The organism is Staphylococcus massiliensis CCUG 55927 (assembly GCF_000298075.1).
In the GTDB taxonomy this organism is placed as follows: domain Bacteria; phylum Bacillota; class Bacilli; order Staphylococcales; family Staphylococcaceae; genus Staphylococcus; species Staphylococcus massiliensis.
This window is the reverse complement of sequence record NZ_JH815593.1, coordinates 755,136-779,446: the sequence shown is the minus strand read 5'-3', so window position 1 is coordinate 779,446 and position 24,311 is coordinate 755,136. Positions and strand designations below refer to the sequence as shown.

Genomic DNA, 24,311 nt, shown 5'->3' with positions numbered 1-24,311 from the left:
CAATAAGAGATGTGATTAACAACCCTGATGCATATAAATCGGAATTCGCACCTCCAATAAGTTGTTCGTACTGCCCATAAACTTTAGCGGACCCGAATGTTAAAGAAAGTAGAATAAAAATGATGACGATGGCTTTAATACTTTTAAATTGTTGTTTCAGTTCATGAAGACATATTTGTAACATTTGAAGTTCCTTTCCTTTCTTATGATGACGTAATCGTTTCATTAATTATAATACAGTTCAATAGAATTTCGTTTGATTTAAATATATTTAAGTTACAATTAAGGTGAGTTTGATTAACATTTTTTAATAAAGGAGGTCTTATCATGTTTTTGGAAAAGCTAACGTGCGTTAATTGTGGCAACGAAATAAAGAAGGATGAAGTTGTGTTAATTCAATCGAATGCGAGACAACTAAATGGTCTAACGAATCTGAAAGAATGGGCTAAGAATCAAGCCGTTTATTGTAGTACGTGTAAATCAGAGCTTTATCAACAGGACTCATAAGGACATAAATAACTTAGCACAATTTTTTTATTTAAAAGTCTTGAAAGCTTAAAAATGAATATGGTAATTTATAAGTGTAAGGAGGATTTAAGCTCCTGTTACTACATAGCTTAAATCTTTATAGTGTGTTCACTGTGGTGGGTGGGCACACTATTTTTTTGTTTTTTTGGTAATTTATGGGAAACTCTAAATTTTAGTGTAGCTTTTTAATAAATTAATATATTTTCCATGATAAATTATCAAAAATTTATATTAAATTAATTTTTGTTTGTTATTATCTAAATAGGAACGGTTATTATTAAAAATTATTGTTAGGGGAAGATGCAAAAATGAAATATGTAAATGTTAAAAAGTCACTTATTTTTGGTGTAGCAAGCATGATGTTATTATCTGCAGCGCCTTTTGATGCTGATACATATGCTTCAGGTTCTAACGGTACACCTAACCATCATGCGAGTGAAAAGGCTACTGAAAATCATGGTCACGACATTAAAATTAAGAAACATAAACCTAAAGTAGCGCCAGTTCCAACTAAGAATAAACCGAACCGTATTATTGCTAACTTCAATGGTGATACGAAATCTCAAATGGGCTTTAGCTGGTATACGACTGACCAATTTAAAGATGCTAAAGTTTGGGTTTCTAAGTCAAAGGACTTTTCAGACGCGAAAGAATTCGATGCAGAGTCTAAAGAAGTAACGTCTAACTACGTGGAACGCGATAAGCATGGCAACATTATCTTTGCGGATGTTAAAAAAGATGATGAAGGTAATCCTGTTGAAGATGACAAAGGTAACAAAGTCATCAATGGTTATTACACAGATAAAAATGCTAAAGGTCCTGAATGGACGAGCGGTGACATGCATGGTGACGTGAAAACGACTAAAGAAAAAGAGTATACGTATAAAGCAAAAGCTGAAGGTTTAGATCCTAACACTGAATATTATTACCGCGTAGGTAGTGAGAATGGTCCTAAGAGTGAAGTTGGTACGTTCAAGACTTCAGGTGAAAAGGGTCAACCATTCAAGTTCGTTCAATATACAGATACACAAAATGCATTCTGGAACCAAAATGTGCGCAACGAAGCTCAATTTGGTGCAGATACATTAAATAACGCAATTATGACAGCTCAAGATCCTGCGTTTGCTTTACACACAGGTGATATGGTTGAGACAGCTTCTATTGAAGATAACTGGTTAGATATTTATAGTCAATCTCGTCCATCATTCATGAAACAACCAATGGCGACAGCTGCGGGTAACCATGATGAATACACACTGGATCATGACAAGAAGGACTTAGACATCTGGAATCAACACATGAACGTACCTAAGCAGAATAATGCTGTGAATGGTGGTTCATACTACTCATTTGACTACAACGGCGTTCACATGGTTGTAGCTAACACGAACGATAATAAGAAATCTAAAGATAATCCTGAAGGAAAAGCCATTGGTAAAGAACAAATGGAATGGATTAAAAAAGACATCAAAGAAGCTAAAGCGAACGGTTCAAACTGGGTTGTATTAAACCTTCATAAACCAATGTATTCTAAGTCTTACCATTCTTTACAAGATGAAGACGTTCAAAAAGTTCGTGAAGAATTAACGAAAGAAATCGATGACTTAGATGTAGACTTAGTACTACAAGGTCACGACCATGTATTAGCACGTACAAAATCTCTACAACATACATCTACTAAAAACAGTTTCGTAAATGCTAAGAAAGAAGATGTGAAACAAGTTGTTGGTGACGATAACATTAAATATTATGATAACCCTAAAGGTTCTGTTTATGTGATTCCTAACACTGGTGGTACAAAAGCTTACGATAGTATCTTCGACCGTCCATTAGATCACATTAAGAAAGTACGTCCTAAGTTAGGCGACTTAAAACAAGAACAACTTGATCACTATAACAGCTTATTTGAAGTAGGGGAACAACCACAGAAAACAGATGCATTCGAAGATTCTCATTCAAATAACCGTGACTCTTCTGACCAAAACTTCTCAGTATACGAAGTAGAAGGTAACAAATTACGTGTTAAAATCTATCAACTACGCGGTGACTTCACTAAAGGTGAACAACGTAGCGTAGAATTAGTAGATGAATTTGGTATTCAAAAAGATAAATAATCTGTAAGATTGATGACGTCACATGATAAGCTTCTATTTTCATGTGGCGTCTTATATATATGAAAGTGAGGCACAATTCTATGAAGCGGTTACTAATTTCTATTTCCGTTTGCACACTTCTAGCTACAGGGTGTGGTAAACAAGATAAAGACGCCAGCCAACAACAGAGCGAAACAAAAGAAGCTAAGTCTAATAACATACATAATGACCAAAAATTTGACTACAGTAAGTTATCTGATAAAGATAAACAACATATCAAGCAAACATTAATCGATTTTACTGCGAAAGAAGAAGCGAAGAATGGGTTAGCTGTTTCAAATCGCTTTTTCGGTAGTGGGTCCTTCCAAGAAGGAGACTGGTATGCGAACACGACGGATGGTCAAGTCCAAGTGAGTAACCGAGGTGAACCTGGACCAAAAGCCTTTAAAATTCACAAATTAGCAGGAGTCGTCGTATATAAGTCGAAAGATGGGACTAAAGGATTTGATAAGAAGGCTGAAGATTTATCAAATGTCGAAGGTTACAATAAAGTAGCCAATATGAAAGAACCGATTAAGAAATTTATATTTGCAGACAATGGTAAAGTTTACGCATTTACGTTTAAACCTGACGTAGATACGCGTCCGTCATCAGGTTTCGCGCCTAAAGATTAAACAGAGCAGGATGAAAACTTAACAGCTGAGCAAGTATTTGAAGTGAAGGAAAGTAAAACGTATACGAAGAAGCTTAAATCAGTGATGTCTCAATACGCGTCGAAATAGCTTTTGAATTGAATGTGTTTAAATAGGTTTGACGTGACATGAATACTTGAACGTATTAAAGTGTAGTGTAACGGGTAGTGAAATAGTGGCTTAAATATCTTGGTGTTAATGAGCATGTTTAAGGGAAGCATGCTTATTTGACACATTAAAAAATCCCAACATAAAATGGGATTGTGAAAAGTCTTCAATTATTTTTTGAATTTTTTAACCATGTCAACGATGAATTTGATAGCTTCGATGATACCTGTAATCATAACTTTGCGACCCCCTTCATTGATTTGTTAACTATAATTTATCATGGGTGTTTCATTAAATGTCGGTCAGTGCATAACTTGTATGTTTAAGTGCCTAAGTGTTTAAAAATGACAAAATCAGACATTTACGAGTTCCAAAGTGAATGAATTTGAAAAGGAGTGTTCGTGAATGGCCTTATTATCTATCAATTACTTTTCAAAAACGATTGGTAAACACCAACGCTTTATCGTGATTCTCCCTGAGACAGCGTCACAATTCGATTTTAACGGCAAGGTGAAGCCGTTGAAATCTATGTTACTGTTGCACGGTTTGAGTAACGACGAGACGATGTATACACGTTATACCAATATTGAGCGTTATGCGAATATACATGAAATGGCTGTAATCATGCCGCATGCGGATCATAGCTTTTATATGAATATGGCGCATGGTCACCATTACTACGATTATGTGTTAGAAGTGTATCAATACGCGAAACAAATACTGCCGTTATCAAAGGCCCGTGAAGATAGTTTTATCGCCGGGCATTCTATGGGCGGTTATGGCGCTTTAAACTATGCGATGACGCGTGGTGATCTCTTTGAAAAGGCCATTATCATGTCAGCTCCGCTTGATATTGAAGCGGTTAGTCATCTAACGTTTTACGATTTTTCACTTTCAGCAATCGTAGGTGATACTACAGAGTTAAAAGGGTCTACATATGATCCATACGTTATCGTAAAACAAGCCATTGACAAGGAGAAAACGGTTCCTGAAATATTGTTAATGTGTGGAACTGAAGATGATTTTTATGTAAGTAATGTGTCATTTAAGTCGTTTTTAGATGAACAAGGTATGGATGTTACGTTTCGAGATAGTCCTGGGGCACATGACTTTAAGTATTGGGATTATGCCATTGAAAAGGCCATTAAGTGGATCGTCGAACAATAAAAAATAAAGGTCCGAGATAAGTTAGCACGTATAACAGAAGAACGGGGCTTGTCTCGGACCTTTTGTCTTTTGAAAGTCGAAATTTAATAGAAAAATAGTGGAGATTTCTTATAATGAATTAATGTGAAGTTGACATATACGTGTCTCTTGAATGGTCAACTTTTTGACTTTGATTGTCACTATACGCAGTTAATGATAGCAACGAAATCATAATGGCTAAAAGGCCACTTACTACAACTCTTAACATATTATTACGCATCATTGATTCAGCTCCTTTAGCTAACTTACATCTATTATGTTACTAAAAGTTACATAAGATTTCAAGTGTTTTACGTAAATGTTACAAAAAGATTACGATTCAAGACACTTAGGAATGCCTAACTGTCTTTTGAATACGATGATACGACAGTTAAGACGAATTATAAGTAGATTATGAACGTCTCACCTTTTGTGATGCACAATATATTATATTTAAGGAGGTCAATTGAATCTCAATCTTTCAATTGCTTTCTTTTATTTCATTTATCATTTAGTTAAATATTTTATGCTTTAGGGGGTAAAGCTTAGAATATTTATTCATCTAAATGATTGCAAGTGTTGTAATCGTAATAGCATTTCGATTGGTTAATCATTAAGTCTTAATGATTAAGCTCAGATTATTGAAGCGGGTAATCTGTAGTTTAATGATTAGTTGAATTCTGCCACAAATTCAACGTGCACTTGGTGATTAATATTGTATTAACCTTAATAAGCATATGTGATCGAGTCTGAGTTAAAGGATGCGGATTAACGCGTTCTATAGCTCAGACTTTTTTAATGTATTTCCTTCTTATTTAAAAGACTTCGCATGCTATAATGGCGTTAAAATAGAGATAAAGGTGAGTTTATGACATTTAAAGTTGTTTTATTAGATTTTGACGATACGATTGTAAATTTTGATGCTTGTGAGTATGAAGCGTATCGCCATTTAATGGACGCTTATCAATTAGACTTTAATGACCAGTCGTTTAGAGCGTTCCAACGTATTAATCAAGCACATTGGGAGAAGTTCCAAGCAGGTATTTTAACGAAAGAAGAAGTTTTAACTAAGCGTTTTATCGAAACATTCAAGACGTATGGTATGGATATAGATGGTGTGTATGCCGATGAGACCTTTCGAAAGGGATTAGAGTTAGCGACGATTACATATCATGAACAAGCATTAGAAGTCATCCAAGCACTCTCTAAAAGGGTACGTCTCTTTATCGTGACGAATGGGGCGACTAAGACACAATGGAACCGCATCGAACGATCGCCGATAATGAAGTATGTTGACCAAATGTTTGTATCAGAAGAAACGGGGTCTCATAAACCAAATGTCGCTTTCTTCGATTATGTCTTCGAACGCATTCCTGTATGTCCACCTTTAGAAGAAATTTTAATCGTGGGTGATTCATTAACCTCTGATATTCAAGGTGGCATCCGTGCAGGTATTCAAACATGTTGGTTTAATCATAGGTTCAAATCGAGCTCTGATGAAATTCAACCAACTTATGAAATTCATCATTTAAAAGAATTACTACAACTTGTTTAGTTTTAAATTAAATTGACGTATTCATTTTTTAATCATATTTTAATAATTCTATAATCCTCTCTAAATTTGTTTCCCTTAGATTAAGTATTAAGAAAAAGGTCGTAAACAATTTAGGGAGGATTTAATTATGAAAATTGTTATTATTCCATCAGGCTTTAAAGAGAGCTTAAGTGCTGAAGAAGTCGGTTTATCTATAGAACGTGGTATTGAAAAAGTTGAATCTAATCACGATGTTACAGTTATCCCAATGGTAGATGGTGGGGAAGGCTTTGTTAATACGATAACAAAACTTAAAGAAGGACGTATTATTAACACACATGTTACAGGTCCTACTGGTCAGAAAATTGATTCTTACTTCGGGATGTTTAATGAAAATGGAGTTGAGACAGCTGTAATTGAAATGGCTGCTATAGCTGGGTTGCGTCATGTGCCGATTAACCAAAGAAACCCGTTATTCACGACGACATATGGCGTGGGTGAAACAATTATAGAAGCACTTAACCATAACGCGAAACGTATTTTAATTGGTTGCGGTGACTCAGGAACTTCAGATGGTGGCGTTGGTATGGCACAAGCAATCGGTGTTAAGTTTTATGATGATGCGCATTTATTAATTGATGTAACTTGCGGTGCAGAAATCAATCAAATTCATCACATGGATTTATCTCAGATCGACGAGCGTGTGAAAGATATTGACATCAACGTAGCAGTTAACTGGACAAATGTATTATGTGGTCCTCAAGGTGTTGCACGTGTGTTTGGTCCCCAAAAAGGTGCTTCTCCTATGGAAGTAGAACTACTGTCAGATAACTTAGAACATTTAGCAGATCTCATCTTTAGCCATACTGGACGAGAAGTTGCAACGATTAACGGCGGTGGTGCATCTGGAGGCTTAGGCGCTGGTCTTGTAGGTTTCTTAGATGCTAAGTTACATCCTAGGTTCGATATCATCATGGAATATATACAGGTATCAGAAGCGATTCAACATGCAGATTTAGTCGTGACAGCTGAGGGATGTATTGATTATCAAACGCCAAATGGCAAGATCCCTTCTGAAGTTGCGCGTATCGCGAAATCTTTCGAGAAACCTGTAATCGCATTTGCGGGTACTATTGGTAAGAACGCGAAGATTAACTACCAAAGTGGTATCGATGCGTTTACTAGTATCATTCCTAAACCTACTTCTCTTGAAAAGTCGATTCTCGATGCACCGAAATGGTTAGAAAACTGTGCCGAAAATGCGTTTAGACATATTACAATTGGGTTTGATTTAGCTCAACAACTTAAAGCAGAACAAGAAAAAAAGATCGTTGAAGAAGTAAGTTAAGATGCAAACGAAACATTTATTATTACTCATTATCTACCTTATTACATCAATCTTAATATTTATATATGTAGATCTTGATTATTTAGGTAAAGTTAGTATTATTATTTTCTTATTATCATTAGGTTTATTTATATTTTCAAAGGTGCCGGCCGGACTCGTTGGCATGCTTGTCTTAATGGGCGGCATCTTATTAGGATTGCCTGAGAGTATCTTATTTGAGTCGTTAAACCAACATATTGTCTGGCTAATGATCGGGGCATTTATAATTAGTGGTATAATTGAAGAAAGTGGTTTATTACAACGTTTTGTAAAGTTAATTAATCGTAAATGTGAATCTATTCAGAAGCTTACACTATTTACGTTTATCAAAATACAATGTCTTTCGTTAATTATACCGTCCACATCAAGCCGGGCAATGGCAATGTTACCGATATACCGAGCGATGACCGTAAAGTTTCCGTCGCAAAAACTTTTCTTAGGATTATTGATTCCAACGTTAATCCTTATTGCAAGTAACTTATCTTTAATAGGTGCTGGCAGTCATTTAGTTGCGATAGGTATCTTGGAAAAGCAAACATCAAAAACAATTTCTTATTTAGATTTCTTAATATGGGGACTTCCGTTCGGCATCCTGTTTGGTATTTTCGCAACATGTATTTTATATGTATTAACGAAAGAGAATGTACAACGTTCACACGATATCGATATAAAGAACGAAGCAGAAGTTAATTTTAAAGTGCCTTTTTCACAAAAGGAAAAGACAACCATTATATGTGTTGTCATTACATTATTACTTTGGGTACTTGAACCGCTACACGGTTTGGATATCGCATTCACGACGATATTGATGGCATTAATTATGCTATTGCCGCAACTTAATTTACTTCATTGGAAAAAGGGCTTAAAGCACATTTCGTGGAGTTTAATATTTTTTGTGACATCAAGTAGTGCTTTAGGTGAACTATTGGTTAGGTACAATGTTGTTACGTACTTGCAATCTCACATCATGCAGTTTTTAAAATCTTTAGGGCAAGTGAGTGAACTCATGATCGTTATTGTGATTATAGTGATTTCTGTATTTTCCCATCTCGTTATCACGAGTCATACAACAAGAGCGGTTGTTCTCATTCCTGCATTTATCGTTTTCGCAAAATTGTTTCAACTTAATGAAGTTGCAGTTGTATTTCTCGCGTTGATAGGTATTAATTATTGCTTAACGTTCCCGATCAGTTCGAAAGCAATCCTTGTCTTTTACGAGGAAGAAGATAAACCATTTGAACCGAAACATCTATTTAAACTCAGTTGTATCTTAATGCCATTGTATTGCTTATTTATGCTTGGCATGTACTTTACGTTCTGGAAATTTATCGGATTAGAATTAATGTAAGGAGTTAGGACATGAGCAAGATATTAATCGTTGAAGATGATGAGAAGATAGCACGTGTTATAGAGCTTGAATTAATGTATGCAGGCTATGAAGTTGAGATTGCGCACACTGGAAAGGTAGCGCTCGAGCTATATCAAAATAACAAGTATGATTTGATTCTACTTGATGTGATGATCCCTGAACTGAATGGTTTAGAAGTACTTCGTCGTATTAGACAGGTAGATGAGATGATTAAAATCATCATGTTAACGGCGCGAGATACGGTGTTCGATAAGGTAACGGGTCTTGATTTAGGTGCGAATGATTATATGACGAAACCCTTTGAGATAGAAGAATTATTAGCACGCATGCGCGTATATTTAAAGGCCATCGGAACGACGTCTACTGAGCAAAGCGAGCTCACATTTAAACATTTAAACGTCAATCCGAACACACGTGAGGTGTATGCAGAAGGTAAACTTGTCACACTCACGCAAAAGGAATATGATTTACTTTATTACTTATTAACGCACCGTAACCAAGTTTTGACACGCGAACAAATGATTGAAGCGGTGTGGGGCTATGATTATCATGGTGATACAAATGTAACGGATGTGTATGTGAGACATTTACGTAAGAAATTAGATACCGATAAGCCTTCATTGATTTCGAGTGTACGTGGCGTAGGCTATATGATGAAGGATTAAATAATGAAACTCGGTACACGAATTCAACTCTATACGACCGTTACTACAATCTTTGTCATTATCTGTACCAACATTGTTGTATATTTCACGTACAAACACTATGCCTTAAATGATGAAATAGGGCAGCTCGAAAACCGAGCTGTTAATATTATGAAAGAAATTAAGAATGATGACGCTAGGGACATTCAAACTGAAGCAATTATACAGTCACATATCTTATCTGATGGCTATATCAGTATTGTTGATAAGAAAGATCATTCAATCATGCAAATATCAACTGATGTTAAATATAAGAATTTAGCAAGGCCTTTTCAAAATAGGCAATACCAAAAAATTGTGCACACTAAAGATAATCATTTCGCATTAGTTTCGATTCCCCTTATTTGGAAAAATGGGGAAGTTGTTAATCTACAAATATTTGAAAATGTAAACTTCAAATATGATTCATTTAGTACGTTAAGATGGATATTGCTTCTTTCTTCATTAATGTTATTAGTTATCATTTATGTCTTAAATCGAATTATTACGTCAGTTATCACGAATCCAATTCATCACTTAATTGATAAAATGCATGAAATTGAGCGTACGAATAATTATTCACACATTGATGTAAATGAACGCGATTCTAAAGAACTGAAAGCATTATCTGTTTCATTCAATGACATGATGGACGAATTGAAATCGCATGACGAAAGACAGCAAGTGTTTATTATGAATGCCTCACATGAGTTAAAGACGCCTATCACAGTTATTCATTCATATAGTAAAATGTTGAAACGCTTTGGTAAGACGAAACCAGATATTTTAGAGGAGGGGCTTACGGCGATTCATGATGAGGGCTTAAAAATGAAGTATTTAACGGAGCAGCTACTTGATTTTACGAACTATACACATTCAGAGCAAGCGCTTAACTTTAAGAGAGAAAATTTAACGAAGTTGACATCTGAAATTGTGACCACACTCGATCATGTTTATGATACTGAAGTTAAATTTGAAGGTCCTGAAGAGGATGTATATACGTGTATCGACAAGAAGAGCTATCAACAATTAATGCGTATCTTCTTAGATAACGCTTATAAATATAGTGAAGATGTTATACGTGTTGTGATGGAAGAAACGAAAACGCATATATATGTGCATATCGTGGATAAAGGTATCGGTATACCTGAAGCGGATATTCCGCACACCTTTACGCGTTTCTATAGAGTTGATAAAGCTCGTGCACGTCAAACAGGTGGCACGGGTCTTGGCTTAGCTATCGCTAAAGAAATTGCTAAAAATAATCAAATTCAATTACATGTGAAAAGTGAATTAACAGTAGGCACCACGTTTACTTTAGAAATTAATAAAGGAGTACAACATGAAACACTTTCTTAAAATTATGCTTGTATTAATGATTTTAGGTTTAGGTATAGCTTTAGCAACGGTTATGTACCAATCATCCAAGACTAAAATGATATCTCAAAAAGAAGCTGAAAACATCGTTCAAGAACGTTATGGTGGCAAGATAGTGAATGTGGAAGAACGAGAACATAAGTCTAAATTTGAAATAGCCGTAGTGAATAAAGATACTGAGATAACTGTACAAATCGATCGTAAGACGAAAGATATTGATAATGTAAAGTCGAAGAAGCTCAAGCAGAAAGATAAAGACAAATCGTCTAAAAAAGACAAAAAGAAGAAAGCTAAAAAATTAAAGATATCAAAAGAAAAGGCGAAGTCTATTGCTAAGAAGAAGGTTGGCGGTTACACGAGCCAAATCAAACTTAATCAATCAAAACATTACCCATATTATGAAGTAAGACAAGAAGTGAATCAAAATGAAGGTGCGATTTTAACAATCAATGCTGTTACTGGTAAGGTGCATAACGTATCATGGTTTAAAAAAGGACAAACACAGAACGAGGCATCTACAGATGATGATGATCAATATGAAGCACAAGATGATGATCAAGCGTCTCAACCAGCCCAATACAATCCAGCACCACAACAACAGGTTCAACAGCAGCGACAGACTCAGGTTCAATTACCAGCACCAAGACAATCAGCACCTCAGCAACACTATCAACAATTACCACGTCAAACGTATCAACAAAGTGACGATGATGGCGATGATGATGACGACGGCTACGAAGTGGATGACGACTAAAAAAACTAGTACGCACTGGAATGCGTACTAGTTTTTTATTTTATGATTGAGGTTCCCATGTTAAAATGTCTTGTCCGTCTGCATTCTGCTTTTCTAAGTCAGTGAAACCTTGACGGATAAAGAAGTCTTTAGATTGGTTTCGAGCAATGACTTTAATAGGTAGATTAAAGCTTTTCGCAAAATCTAATAATTTTTGACCGTAACCTTTAGATTGATATTGTTTAAGTACTTCTAATTTCCAGACAACTAAATAGTCGTCGAATTCTGGGAAATATGTTTCTTCAACTTCCCCTTTTTTGTAAAGTGCCATGCGAGCACCAATTTTTTCACCTACATAAATACCATAGAAAGGTGAGTCAGAACTTGCATCTATCATTTCACCGTGCAGTTCATCGACCATAAATAGGTGTTCATTACCAAAGTTTCTAAATTCTTCGAATAGCTGTTCAGTCTTGTAGTTAATATCTAAGTGTTCAACTTTAGTCATTTTAGAATTGCCCCCTTGTTTCTTATCTAAATTAATTATAACTTATATTATTTATAAAATGAAGTAAGCCGTTAGATTGTCATACGACAACTAACGTTTTATACTAATTGGTAATAGTGCTTTTAAGGGAGAATCGTGAATGGAATGTTTATATATAAATGTATATAATGAAAACGATTTCATTGATTGTTTGAGACGAGAAGATCCTCGTTACACGTCTTTATTTCAATACAATCCAATGGATAAAGAGAGTTTCAAGTATAAATTAAACGCACCTACAAATGGCCGTGAAGGTCAATTGTCTAACGTTATTGAAACTTATATGTCAGACTTATCTTTAAGCGATGCACAATCTCGTAATATAGCGAACCTTCGCAGTGGTCATAAAGTTGTGATTGGGGGACAACAAGCTGGTTTCTTAACAGGTCCGCTTTATACATTTCATAAAATCTTATCATTAGTAACGCTTTCAGAAACTGTTGCTGATACGTATCAAGAAAAGGTTGTGCCAGTATTTTGGATAGCTGGTGAGGATCATGACTTTGATGAGGTGAATCATACTTTCGTGTATGACAATGCTTCAAATGATATGTCCAAGGTTAAATATCATACGATGGACGAGCCGGAATCGTCTGTATCAAATTACCAAATTGATAAAGAGGCGTTTAAATCAGCGGTCGTGCAATATTTTGAAAAGATCGAAGAAACTTCATCTTCAAAGCGTTTATATACACGACTTGTCGAAATCATCGAACAATACAATTATTGGACTGACATATTTAAAGTGCTCGTTCACGACGTATTTAAAGATTATGGTGTGTTACTTATTGATGCGAACGATAAAGGTTTGCGCACACTTGAAAAGCCAATGCTAAAATATATGATTGAACATTATCAAGACATTGATCAGGCGTTTAGAACGACACAAAGTGAACTCACGTCTAAAGGTTTTGAACGTATGATTCAGACAGAAACAAATGTGCATTTATTCTTAAGTGAAGATAACTCCAGACAGTTACTTCATTATAAAGATGGACAGTTTTATTTAAGTAAATCAGAAAAAACGTTCTCAAAAGCAGACTTATTAGACATCGTGGAAAATGAGCCAGAACGCTTTTCAAATAATGTTGTGACAAGACCAATTATGGAAGAGTGGTTATTTAACACGTTAAGCTTCGTAGGAGGTCCAAGTGAAATTAAATACTGGGCTGAATTAAAAGGTATCTTTGAATTTCTAGATATCGAAATGCCAATTGTTTTACCTCGCTTACGTATCACTTACCTTAATGAGAGAATCTCTAAATTATTAACGCAATATGATGTGCCACTTGAAACGGTCATTCGAGAAGGGGTCGATCAATTTAAGACGTCTTTCGTAAGGGACCGTGCTTCAGATACATTTATTCAAGAAGTTGAACATATGATGACGTTACAAGACAAACTCACTGAACAATTGTCTAAGGAAATTAGTACTGAAGACAATCATAATTTAATTCGAAAGAATCACCAAATTCACCAGAAACAGTACGATTACTTATTGAGACGTTACCTCTTAAATATTGAACGCGAAAATCAAATAAGTATGAATCATTTCAAGGAAATTTCATCTCATCTCCATCCAATGGGTGGACTTCAAGAAAGAATTTGGAATCCATATCAAATCATGAATGATTTTGGGACAAACGTGTTCAGTCCCTCCACCTATCCACCACTTTCTTACACTTTTGATCAAATCATCGTTAAACTATAGTCATATCAAGGGTTTGGCCGGTTTATCAATTTCGATAAACCGGTCTTTTTTGTGTGAAAATAATTAATTTTGGTGATTTTTACATAATTAGTGGAGGATAGTGGGGAGATGTGGTAAATTATAAATAGAGGTGAGGTGATAAAATAATGTTCATGGGTGAATACGAAAACAAATTGGATACTAAAGGGCGTATGATCGTTCCATCTAAGTTTCGTTATGACTTAAATGAACGTTTTATCATCACGCGGGGCCTCGACAAATGCTTGTTTGGCTACACTTTAGAGGAATGGCAACTGATTGAAGAAAAGATGAAGACCTTACCAATGACTAAAAAAGACGCACGTAAATTTATGCGTATGTTCTTCTCAGGTGCGATTGAAGTAGAGTTAGACAAACAAGGGAGAATCAATATCCCGCAAAATTTAAGAAAGTATGCAAATCTTTCTAAAGAATGTACTGTCATCGGAGTTTCTAATCGTATTGAAATATGGGATACAGAGACTTGGAATGAATTCTACGAAGATTCAGAAGACAGCTTTGAAGAAATTGCAGAAGACTTAATTGACTTTGATTTATAATACGGAGGATAAAATATGTTTCATCACGTAAGTGTCATGCTTAAAGAAACCATTGACCAACTAAATATAAAAGAAGATGGTGTTTATATTGACTGTACACTTGGTGGAGCAGGACATGCTTTGTATTTATTAAATCAATTGAACGACAACGGTAAACTCATTGCGATTGACCAAGACACGACAGCTTTAAATAATGCGCGTGAGGTTTTAAAAGATCATTTACATAAAGTCATTTTTGTACATGATAACTTTAGAAATCTGAGGTCTATCCTAGAGCGATTAGATATAGAAAAAGTTGACGGGATTTACTATGATTTAGGCGTTTCTAGTCCACAACTTGATGTGGCAGAACGCGGATTTAGTTACCATAACGATGCAAAATTAGATATGCGTATGAATCAAGATCAAGAATTATCAGCTTATGAAGTCGTTAATGAATGGTCATATGATTCTTTAGTTCGTATCTTTTTTCGATATGGTGAAGAGAAATTTTCAAAGCAAATTGCGAGAAGAATTGAAGCCACGAGAGAACAAACTAAAATTGAAACAACTTTGCAACTTGTAGACGTTATTAAAGAAGGTATTCCAGCTAAAGCAAGACGTAAAGGTGGTCACCCAGCAAAGCGCATTTTCCAAGCCATACGAATTGCAGTTAACGATGAACTCAAAGCATTTGAAGATTCAATCGAGGAAGCAATTGACCTTGTGAATGTTAATGGAAGAATTTCGGTAATCACGTTCCACTCCTTGGAAGATAGGCTTTGTAAACAAATTTTTCAAGAGTATGAAAAGGGACCAGATGTACCTAGGGGCTTACCTGTTATACCAGAGGCGTATACACCAAAGTTAAAACGAGTTAATAGAAAGCCAATTACGGCATCAGAAGCAGATTTAGATGAGAATAATCGAGCACGTAGCGCTAAGTTACGTGTAGCTGAAATACTAAAATAGAAGGGGCGTCTATAGAATGGCTGTAGAAAGAGTGTACGATGAAGCTAGAGAATCCTTTAATTATAACCAACCGTTGCAGCAGCCGGAAACTAAAACTTCAACGGTCAAACGTAAAGTAGTCGTAAAGCTAACAAGACTTGAAAAAGTGCTATACATATCCTTAATTACAATGATTGCTTTGGTCAGTATCTATGTGCTATCTTTAAAAATGGATGCGTACGATACACGTGGGAAGATAGCAGATTTAGAAGCTAAGATTGAAAAACAATCCAGTCAGAATAGTGCATTGAAATCTGAAACTATGAAAAATTCCTCATATGAACGCATTTACGATAAAGCTGAGAAACAAGGGATGAGTCTTCAGAACGACAATGTAAAGGTAGTGCGTAAAGATGGCGAAGCGAAAAATTAAAATTAAAAAAAATAAAATAGGAGCAGTCCTCTTGATTGGTATTTTTGGACTGCTCTTTTTTCTGTTGGTTTTTAGATATGGTTTTATCATGTTAACAGGTCACTCTTCTGGCCAAGACCTTATTATGAAAGCCAATGAAAAATACTTAACGCAAAAAGAACAAGAACCTGAACGCGGTAAAATTTATGACCGTAACGGGAAGATTTTAGCAGAGGATGTGGAACGATTTAAGCTTGTCGCTGTTGTTGATAAAAAGGCAAGTGAAGGATCCGATAAACCTCGCCATGTTGTTAACACGAAAGAAGCAGCTAAGAAGTTATCTGAAGTTATCGATATGGAAGAAAAAGAAATTAAAAAACGTTTAGATAATAAAAAAGCGTTCCAAGTTGAGTTTGGTCAAAAAGGTAAGAACTTAACTTTCCAAGATAAAGAAAAGATTGAAAAAATGCATATTCCAGGTGTGTCACTTTTACCGGAAACACATCGTTTCTATCCAAACGGTAAATTTGCTTCGCACTTAATTGGTAAAGCATCAAAAGATCCTGAAACAGGTGAAATTAACGGTGCTTTAGGTATCGAAAAAGTATTCGATAGTTACTTATCAGGCAAGAAAGGTAATCTTTCGTTCACGCGAGACATTTGGGGTTATATTACGCCAAATTCTAAACGTGAAAAGCAACCTGAACGTGGTGATGATGTTCACTTAACAATTGATTCAAACATACAAGTATTTGTAGAACGTGCTTTAGATGACATGGTTAATCGTTATCAACCTAAAGATATCTTTGCCGTAGTCATGGATGCTGATACTGGTGAAATTCTTGCATACAGTCAAAGACCAACGTTCAATCCAGAAACTGGAGAAGGCTTCGGTAAGAAATGGCAAAACGATTTATTCCAAGAGACATATGAACCAGGTTCTACATTTAAAGTATTTGGACTAGCCGCAGCTATCCAAGAAGGTAAGTTCAAACCTGATGAAAAATATGATTCAGGTAGCATGGAAATCAATGGTCATAAGATCTATGACTGGAATAAAGAAGGTTGGGGCAAGATTACGATGAAAGAAGGTTTCATGTATTCTTCAAACGTATTAATGATGAAACTTCAAGATCTAGTCGGCGCCGACAAGATGCAGTCATGGTATGAGAAATTTGGATTTGGTAAGAAAACAGACAGTGTCTTTGATTCAGAACCTGAGGGCAACATTGCTTGGGAAGACGAATTACAACAAAAGACATCTGCTTTTGGTCAATCATCAACAGTGACACCTATCCAAATGATTCAAGCTCAATCAGCTGTATTAAATAAAGGTAATATGTTGAAACCATTTATAGTTAATAAAGTAACGAACCCAATTAAAGATGAGACATACTTTAATCAAGGTAAAAAGGTTATTGGTAAACCGATTACTGAAGAAACTGCTGATAAGACAATGAAACAACTTGATAATGTTGTTAATAATGAAAAAGCAGAAGCTAAAAACTACAGAGTCGACGGTTATGATATCGCTGGTAAAACTGGTACAGCCCAAGTTTCCGACCCTGAAAATGGTGGTTACGTAGAAGGCGACAACCCATACTTTGTAAGTTTCATCGGTCATGCGCCAAGTAAAGATCCTGAAATACTTATTTATTCAGGTATGAGTCTCGCGCAACAAAATGACCAAGAAGCATATGAAATGGGTGTAAGTAAATTATTCAAGCCAGTTATGAAGAATACACTTCAGTATTTAAATGTTGGTAATAAGCAAGATGAAGCAAACGAACCTCATTATAAGAAAGTACCAAGTGTTGCTGGTCAATCTGTTCAAAAAGCCCAAGATACCTTAAAAGGTCAAGGTGTCAATGCAACTGTGATTGGTGGCGGCGATAAGATTGAAAAGCAAGTTCCTGAAGGCGATACGAAACTGTTACCAAATTCAAATGTCATGTTAATGACGAATAAAGATTTAACAATGCCTAACATGAAAGGTTGGACGAAAGAACAACTAGTTGCATTTGAACAATTAACAGGCATTCACGTTAAAACGAAAGGTAGCGGTTACGTTAGTGACCAATCGATTTCACAAGGTCAAATACTGAAAGATGACGCAAAAATTGAAGTTAAATTAGAAGCACCGAACACCAATGGTAAGTCAGATGAATAACAGCATAGAAAGAACTGTATGAATGATGGAGTGACGGGATTAGGGTTTGGCATACAAATAGTCTAAAGCCAAGTGCTTATAAATCTCGTCACTCTTTTTAATCTAAAAATAATGAAATGAAACGTCGAAAAATAATATAAAAAGGAGACCAACTATGTCATACATTTTAGGCGCAATTGCATTAATCATTACACTTATTTTAGTACCAATCTTAATACCGACACTAAAACGCATGAAGTTCGGCCAAAGTATTCGTGAAGAAGGCCCTCAGAGTCACATGAAAAAGACCGGAACACCTACTATGGGTGGTTTAACATTCTTAATTAGTATTATCATTACGACGATAATCGCAAGTTTGATCATGCCTTATCCAAACCCATTACTTTTACTATTATTTGTAACGATTGGATTTGGTCTTATTGGATTTATCGATGATTACATTATCGTTGTTAAAAAGAACAACCAAGGTTTAACAAGTAAGCAAAAGTTCTTAGCACAAATTGCAATTGCAGTCATTTTCTTCATTGTATGTGTGTTATTTAATGTCTTTAAATTCTCAACAAGCATTAATATTCCATTTACTGATGTAAGTTTACCTTTATCATTTTTCTATGTTGTATTTATTGTATTTTGGCAAGTTGGCTTTTCAAATGCGGTGAACCTAACAGATGGTTTAGATGGTCTAGCAACTGGTTTATCAATCATTGGCTTTACAATTTATGCAATTATGAGCTTTATCTTAAATGAACCAGCAATTGGAACTTTCTGTATCATCATGGTTTGCGCATTACTTGGTTTCCTACCTTATAACTTAAACCCAGCTAAAGTATTTATGGGGGACACAGGAAGCTTAGCACTAGGTGGTATCTTCGCAACGATCTCAATTATGTTGAACCAAGAAATTACATTAATCTTTGTTGGCTTAGTATTCGTACTTGAGACGTTATCTGTCATGATTCAAGTTACTTCATTTAAATTAACTGGTAAACGTATCTTTAAGATGAGTCCACTACATCACCACTTTGAATTATGTGGATGGAGTGAATGGAAAGTCGTTATTGTATTCTGGACTGTTGGTTTAATTTCAGGCTTAATCGGTCTATGGTTAGGAGTGAACTAAAATGAAGGATTATCAAGGGCTTAGAGATAAAGAGGTATTAGTATTAGGTTTAGCAAAGAGCGGTTATGAATCGGCACAAGTGTTACATAGATTAGGTGCCAAAGTTACGGTTAACGATGGCAAAGATTTAACGAACGATCCATTTAAAATCGATTTAGAGAGTAAGGGCATTACTGTTGTGGATGATGAACATCCGCTAACTTTATTAGATAACGATCCGATTATTGTTAAGAATCCAGGCATCCCTTACCATATTCCTATTCTTGAAAAGGCCATTGAGAAGGACTTGGAAATTTTAACAGAAGTTGAACTAAGCTACCTTATTTCTGAAGCACCTATTATTGGTGTTACAGGTACCAATGGTAAAACAACAGTAACATCTTTAATTGGTGACATGTTTAAAACAAGCCGTGTAACAGGCCATATTTCTGGTAACATTGGTGTTGTAGCCTCTAAGGTTGCAGAAGAGGTTGAGTCTGACGCTTATATGATTACTGAACTGTCATCGTTCCAATTATTAGGCACGAAGACTTATAAACCACATATTGCGATTATTACGAACATTTATTCAGCTCACCTTGATTATCATGAAACACAAGAAAATTATCAGAACGCTAAAAAACGTATCTATCAGAATCAGGATGAAAATGATTATTTAATTTTTAATTATAACCAACGTCATTTAATTGAAGCGGATCAAATTAAGTCCAAAGTGCTTTACTTTTCAACACAACAAGAAGTGGATGGCATCTATGTAAAAGACGGATATATTGTTTATAACCAAATGAGAATTATTCACAAAGATGATATTGTATTGCCAGGGGAGCATAACTTAGAGAATATACTGGCTGCAGTGCTCGCAGCGATATTAGCGGGTGTTCCAATTAAATCTATCAATACGACGTTAACGACATTCTCAGGTATTGATCATAGACTTCAATACATTGGTTCAAATCGAATGAATAAGTATTATAATGATTCAAAAGCGACGAATACGCTTGCGACTCAATTTGCTTTAAGTTCGTTTGATCAACCAATTATATGGCTTTGCGGTGGCTTAGATCGTGGTAATGGCTTCGATGAGCTGATACCATATATGGATAATGTTCGCGTCATGGTAACATTTGGACAAACGCAAGAGAAGTTTACGAAACTTGGTGAAAGTCAAGGTAAGTACGTGATTCAAGCACAAGATGTTAAGGACGCTGTAGATAAGTTACAAGATGTGATTGAACCAAATGATGTGGTACTATTATCGCCAGCTTGTGCAAGTTGGGATCAATATGGCACATTTGAAGAGCGTGGCCAATCATTTATCGATAGCTTTTACAGTAACTTGCCATCAAATTAAAGGGTGTGACTAAATTGGCTGATCGTGTAAAACCTATAAATAATGATTACATTAAAGAAAAAAGACGCAAACAAAGAAAACGCCGTAAACAAATTCAACTTGGCATCATTCTTGGTCTGTTATTTATCGTAGGTCTAATACTCATATATATGTTCACGCCTTTAAGTAAGATTTCAAATGTTGAAATTAAAGGTAATCATTTCGTATCTAAGTCATACATCGAAGATCAATTGGACGTTAAAAATAACGCACGTATGTATACGTTCGATGCAGGTAAAACTGAGCAAAAGATAAAAGATCATGACTTGGTTAAGGACGCCGAAATGAAAAAATCATTGCCGAATACCTTGAAGGTTAATGTAAATGAGTATGATGTGGTTGGTTTAGTTAAGCATAAAGATAAGTACGTGCCATTACTTGAAAATGGCGGCATGCTTAAAGACTATAAAGATAAGTTACCTACAAATGTACCTGTACTTGAAGGGTTCCAAGGTGAGAAAAGAGACCGTATTGCTCAAGCCTTATCAGAAATGAAACCTAATATTAGAAGTTTAATTTCTGAAGTAAGTTATCAACCAGAAGCAACCAAACAAAATAAAATTAATTTATTTATGAAAGATAATTTGCAAGTTGTTGGTGAAATTACGACAATCGCAGATAAAATGAAGTATTATCCTAAAATGTCTAATGCTTTAGAAAAAGATGAATCAGGCAAGTTGAAACAAGATGGCTTTATTGATTTATCTGTTGGCGCAACTTTCATTCCATACGAAAATATCAAAGCATCATCTGGTGGTTCTGAAACAGACAAGGAAGTTAAAACGAAAACTCAAGCTGAAACGGAAGCTAAAGATGAACTTCAGAACGCTTTAAATCAAATTAAGCAAGATACTCAAGTTAAGAAAAAAGAAGACAAAGCTAAAAAAGATGGTTCGAAAGAAAGCGATTCTAAAGAAAAAGACCAAAAAAACAAAGAAAACAACAATAGTGAACAAAATAAAGAATAACCATGAAATGACAATAATCAAAAAATATTGTATTTAATTGGCTTTATAGTTCACATTAAAAGTTTGTTATTGTAAACTTAACATAGCGTAATGATGAATAGTAATTGTCAGGGAGGTGCCTATCTATGGAAGAACATTACTATGTGAGCATAGATATCGGTTCATCAAGTATAAAAACAATAGTAGGCGAAAAGTTTCATAATGGAATCAATGTGATAGGTAGAGGTCAAACCTATACATCCGGCATTAAAAACGGAATGATCGATGATTTTGATATCGCTAGACAAGCGATTAAAGATACAATTAAAAAAGCATCTATCGCGTCTGGAATTGATATTAAAGAAGTATTTCTTAAATTGCCGATTGTCGGTACTGAAATCTTTGATGGTGAAAATGAAATTGAATTCCATCAAGACACTGAATTAGATGGTACGCACATTGAACAAGTTTTAGAAGGCATTCGTCAAGATAATAGCGTACCAGAGACGGAAATCGTAAACACATTCCCAATTAAGTTTATTGTAGATGGTACAAACGAAGTTTCAGATCCAAAAGAAATTGTCGCAAGACATTCTCTTAAAGTTGAATCTGGCGCGATTGCCATTGATAAATCAATTCTTATCAACTTAATTAAATGTGTCGAATCTTGTGGCGTTGATGTATTAGATGTATTTTCTGATTCATACAACTACAAATCAATCTTAACTCCAACTGAAAGAGAACTTGGTGCATGTGTGATTGATATTGGTGAAGACCTTACGCAAGTTGCTTTTTATGAAAGAGGCGAACTTGTTGATGCAGAAAGCATTAGAATGGCTGGTCGTCATATCACTGAAGACATCGCACAAGGCTTAAATACTTCAGTTGAGACTGCTGAAAAGATTAAGCAACAATATGGTCATGCTTTCTATGATTCAGCTTCAGACCAAGATGTATTTACAGTTGAACAAATCGATAGTGATAAAAAAGCGGAATTCACTCAAAAAGAATTAAGTGATTTCATCGAAGCACGCGTTGAAGAAATCTTCTTCACAGTGTTCGATTTATTAAAAGAACTACAATTAACACGCGTTAACGGTGGGTTTATTATCACTGGTGGTTCTGCTAACCTATTAGGTGTTAAAGAATTATTACTTGATATGGTTAACGAAAAAGTACGTATTCACACACCTTCACAAATGGGTGTCAGAAAACCAGAATTTAGTTCTGCTATTTCAACGATTTCTAGTAGTATTACTTTCGATGAGCTATTAGAATATGTTACAATAAGTAATCATGATAACGAAGAAATAGAAGAAGAAGTTATTGAAAATGAACCTAAACAATCAAGTAAATCAAGTGTTTATGGTCAGTGGTTTAAGAAGAAACCAAATAAACCATCACAAAAAGAAACAAAACATCACGACGAGGACACTGAATCACGTACATATAACGAAGATGAAACGTACGACAATCAAGAGTCAGGACAAAATGGTCAAGAAGAAAGCAAGTTCAAAAAATTAATGAGATCACTGTTTGATTAACGAGCCACAAAGATTAGGAGGAAATATAAATGTTAGAATTTGAACAAGGATTTAATCATTTAGCTACTTTAAAGGTAATTGGTGTAGGTGGCGGCGGTAACAACGCTGTAAACCGCATGATTGATCATGGTATGAACAATGTTGAATTTATTTCAATCAATACAGATGGTCAAGCTTTAAACTTATCTAAAGCTGAGTCTAAAATCCAAATTGGTGAAAAATTAACACGTGGATTAGGCGCAGGCGCTAACCCTGAAATTGGTAAAAAAGCTGCTGAAGAATCACGTGAACAAATCGAAGACGCTATCCAAGGTGCGGACATGGTATTCGTAACAGCTGGTATGGGTGGCGGAACTGGTACAGGTGCTGCACCAGTTGTTGCTAAAATCGCTAAAGAAATGGGCGCATTAACTGTTGGTGTTGTTACACGTCCATTCGGTTTCGAAGGCCGTAAACGTCAAACACAAGCTGCTGCTGGTGTTGAATCAATGAAAGCTGCAGTAGATACATTAATCGTTATCCCTAACGACCGCTTATTAGATATCGTTGATAAATCTACACCAATGATGGAAGCATTCAAAGAAGCAGATAACGTATTACGCCAAGGTGTTCAAGGTATCTCAGACTTAATCGCTGTATCTGGTGAAGTTAACCTTGACTTTGCAGACGTTAAAACAATCATGTCTAACCAAGGTTCAGCGCTTATGGGTATCGGTGTTTCTTCTGGTGAAAACCGTGCCGTTGAAGCTGCTAAGAAAGCAATTTCATCACCATTACTTGAAACATCTATCGTTGGCGCACAAGGTGTGTTAATGAACATCACAGGTGGCGAATCTTTATCACTATTTGAAGCTCAAGAAGCTGCAGACATCGTACAAGATGCTGCTGATGAAGACGTAAACATGATCTTTGGTACAGTAATCAACCCTGAACTTCAAGATGAAATTGTTGTTACTGTAATCGCTACAGGTTTCGAAGACAAACCTTCAACTCACGCTCGTAAACAATCTAACACTGGATTTGGTTCAAGTGTTACTGGAGCTAAACAAGAAGAAAGTCTTTCTAACCGTAATCAAGCACCTTCTAATCAACAAGAACCAGCAAGTGATGTTAGAAGCACTTCTACTAATGAAGATGATATTCCAAGCTTCATTCGTAACAGAGAAGAAAGACGTTCTAGAAGAACTAGACGTTAATCATACGAATTACCTTTTAACGATTGGTTAAATAAAGAGGTCTAAGAAAGTCAGGTATGCGCGTCATACTGCTTGAT

The 24,311-nt window shown here is 35.5% G+C and carries 23 protein-coding genes and 1 pseudogene; 20 read left to right on the top strand and 4 right to left on the bottom strand.

From position 1 onward, the window contains the following. Positions 1-226, bottom strand: a pseudogene (locus tag A33S_RS12360) (hypothetical protein); the annotation flags it as partial. Positions 227-327: 101 nt separating this feature from the next. Between A33S_RS12360 and A33S_RS0104075 the strand changes: the two are divergent. The 3 genes from A33S_RS0104075 (at position 328) to A33S_RS11580 (ending at position 3,295) form a co-directional block, all read left to right on the top strand. Then, positions 328-507: a hypothetical protein gene (locus A33S_RS0104075; RefSeq protein WP_009381567.1), complete on the top strand. Its 180-nt coding sequence runs from the start codon at positions 328-330 to the stop codon at positions 505-507. A 329-nt stretch (positions 508-836) separates the two neighbouring features. Continuing rightward, positions 837-2,642 carry a purple acid phosphatase family protein gene (locus A33S_RS0104070; RefSeq protein ID WP_009381569.1) on the top strand — a complete coding sequence of 602 codons (1,806 nt, stop codon included), beginning with the start codon at positions 837-839 and terminating at the stop codon, positions 2,640-2,642. Between the two features lie 80 nt (positions 2,643-2,722). Next, entirely contained in the window at positions 2,723-3,295 is a 573-nt protein-coding gene (locus A33S_RS11580; protein ID WP_017176588.1) for a hypothetical protein, read from the top strand. Positions 3,296-3,591: 296 nt separating this feature from the next. Here A33S_RS11580 and A33S_RS12615 read toward each other — a convergent pair whose 3' ends face one another. Then, on the bottom strand, positions 3,592-3,657 hold the full coding sequence (locus tag A33S_RS12615) for a hypothetical protein (RefSeq protein WP_392450446.1): 66 nt from the start codon (positions 3,655-3,657) through the stop codon (positions 3,592-3,594). 169 nt (positions 3,658-3,826) lie between these two features. On the opposite strand from A33S_RS12615, the gene A33S_RS0104060 reads away from it, so the two are divergent. Further along, a complete protein-coding gene (locus tag A33S_RS0104060) occupies positions 3,827-4,588 on the top strand; it encodes an alpha/beta hydrolase (protein WP_009381573.1) in 762 nt (253 codons plus the stop codon). Positions 4,589-4,706: 118 nt separating this feature from the next. Here the strand turns inward: A33S_RS0104060 and A33S_RS12195 are convergent, their stop codons facing one another. Beyond that, positions 4,707-4,850: a hypothetical protein gene (locus A33S_RS12195; protein ID WP_017176587.1), complete on the bottom strand. Its 144-nt coding sequence runs from the start codon at positions 4,848-4,850 to the stop codon at positions 4,707-4,709. Between the two features lie 624 nt (positions 4,851-5,474). Between A33S_RS12195 and A33S_RS0104050 the strand changes: the two genes are divergently transcribed. The 6 genes from A33S_RS0104050 to A33S_RS0104025 all read left to right on the top strand — a co-directional run bounded on the left by A33S_RS0104050 (position 5,475) and on the right by A33S_RS0104025 (position 11,710). Next, a complete protein-coding gene (locus A33S_RS0104050; protein ID WP_017176586.1) occupies positions 5,475-6,161 on the top strand; it encodes a YjjG family noncanonical pyrimidine nucleotidase in 687 nt (228 codons plus the stop codon). Between the two features lie 127 nt (positions 6,162-6,288). Further along, positions 6,289-7,488 carry a glycerate kinase family protein gene (locus A33S_RS0104045; protein ID WP_017176585.1) on the top strand — a complete coding sequence of 400 codons (1,200 nt, stop codon included), beginning with the start codon at positions 6,289-6,291 and terminating at the stop codon, positions 7,486-7,488. A gap of 1 nt (position 7,489) precedes the next feature. Beyond that, positions 7,490-8,875: an SLC13 family permease gene (locus A33S_RS0104040; protein ID WP_009381576.1), complete on the top strand. Its 1,386-nt coding sequence runs from the start codon at positions 7,490-7,492 to the stop codon at positions 8,873-8,875. 11 nt (positions 8,876-8,886) lie between these two features. After that, positions 8,887-9,561 carry a response regulator transcription factor gene (locus A33S_RS0104035; protein ID WP_009381578.1) on the top strand — a complete coding sequence of 225 codons (675 nt, stop codon included), beginning with the start codon at positions 8,887-8,889 and terminating at the stop codon, positions 9,559-9,561. Between the two features lie 3 nt (positions 9,562-9,564). Next, positions 9,565-10,938 carry a sensor histidine kinase gene (locus tag A33S_RS0104030; protein ID WP_009381579.1) on the top strand — a complete coding sequence of 458 codons (1,374 nt, stop codon included), beginning with the start codon at positions 9,565-9,567 and terminating at the stop codon, positions 10,936-10,938. Continuing rightward, positions 10,922-11,710, top strand: coding sequence for a PepSY domain-containing protein (locus A33S_RS0104025; protein ID WP_009381580.1), 789 nt, complete (start codon positions 10,922-10,924; stop codon positions 11,708-11,710). The genes A33S_RS0104030 and A33S_RS0104025 overlap by 17 nt, the downstream gene beginning before the upstream one ends. A 40-nt stretch (positions 11,711-11,750) precedes the next feature. Here the strand turns inward: A33S_RS0104025 and A33S_RS0104020 are convergent, their stop codons facing one another. After that, positions 11,751-12,197 (bottom strand): N-acetyltransferase, encoded by a 447-nt coding sequence (locus A33S_RS0104020; RefSeq protein WP_009381583.1) that lies wholly within the window; start codon positions 12,195-12,197, stop codon positions 11,751-11,753. Between the two features lie 139 nt (positions 12,198-12,336). On the opposite strand from A33S_RS0104020, the gene bshC reads away from it, so the two are divergent. The 10 genes from bshC to ftsZ all read left to right on the top strand — a co-directional run bounded on the left by bshC (position 12,337) and on the right by ftsZ (position 24,234). Next, positions 12,337-13,947: a bacillithiol biosynthesis cysteine-adding enzyme BshC gene (bshC, locus tag A33S_RS0104015; RefSeq protein ID WP_009381584.1), complete on the top strand. Its 1,611-nt coding sequence runs from the start codon at positions 12,337-12,339 to the stop codon at positions 13,945-13,947. A gap of 146 nt (positions 13,948-14,093) precedes the next feature. Continuing rightward, positions 14,094-14,525: a division/cell wall cluster transcriptional repressor MraZ gene (gene mraZ / locus A33S_RS0104010; RefSeq protein ID WP_009381588.1), complete on the top strand. Its 432-nt coding sequence runs from the start codon at positions 14,094-14,096 to the stop codon at positions 14,523-14,525. Positions 14,526-14,540: 15 nt separating this feature from the next. Next, positions 14,541-15,476, top strand: coding sequence for a 16S rRNA (cytosine(1402)-N(4))-methyltransferase RsmH (gene rsmH, locus A33S_RS0104005; protein WP_009381589.1), 936 nt, complete (start codon positions 14,541-14,543; stop codon positions 15,474-15,476). Between the two features lie 16 nt (positions 15,477-15,492). Then, the gene (gene ftsL, locus A33S_RS0104000) at positions 15,493-15,888 is read left to right on the top strand and encodes a cell division protein FtsL (protein ID WP_009381590.1); all 396 of its coding nucleotides are present in this window, start codon (positions 15,493-15,495) and stop codon (positions 15,886-15,888) included. Then, the gene (locus tag A33S_RS0103995) at positions 15,869-18,037 is read left to right on the top strand and encodes a penicillin-binding protein (RefSeq protein ID WP_009381591.1); all 2,169 of its coding nucleotides are present in this window, start codon (positions 15,869-15,871) and stop codon (positions 18,035-18,037) included. The genes ftsL and A33S_RS0103995 overlap by 20 nt, the downstream gene beginning before the upstream one ends. Before the next feature lie 154 nt (positions 18,038-18,191). After that, the gene (gene mraY, locus A33S_RS0103990; protein WP_009381594.1) at positions 18,192-19,157 is read left to right on the top strand and encodes a phospho-N-acetylmuramoyl-pentapeptide-transferase; all 966 of its coding nucleotides are present in this window, start codon (positions 18,192-18,194) and stop codon (positions 19,155-19,157) included. 1 nt (position 19,158) lies between these two features. Next, positions 19,159-20,508: a UDP-N-acetylmuramoyl-L-alanine--D-glutamate ligase gene (murD, locus tag A33S_RS0103985; RefSeq protein ID WP_009381600.1), complete on the top strand. Its 1,350-nt coding sequence runs from the start codon at positions 19,159-19,161 to the stop codon at positions 20,506-20,508. 14 nt (positions 20,509-20,522) lie between these two features. Then, positions 20,523-21,515 (top strand): cell division protein FtsQ/DivIB, encoded by a 993-nt coding sequence (locus A33S_RS11575; RefSeq protein WP_009381602.1) that lies wholly within the window; start codon positions 20,523-20,525, stop codon positions 21,513-21,515. A gap of 125 nt (positions 21,516-21,640) precedes the next feature. Next, positions 21,641-23,038, top strand: coding sequence for a cell division protein FtsA (gene ftsA / locus A33S_RS0103975; RefSeq protein ID WP_009381604.1), 1,398 nt, complete (start codon positions 21,641-21,643; stop codon positions 23,036-23,038). Between the two features lie 29 nt (positions 23,039-23,067). Next, on the top strand, positions 23,068-24,234 hold the full coding sequence (gene ftsZ / locus A33S_RS0103970) for a cell division protein FtsZ (protein ID WP_017176584.1): 1,167 nt from the start codon (positions 23,068-23,070) through the stop codon (positions 24,232-24,234). The last annotated feature ends 77 nt before the right edge of the window (positions 24,235-24,311 follow it).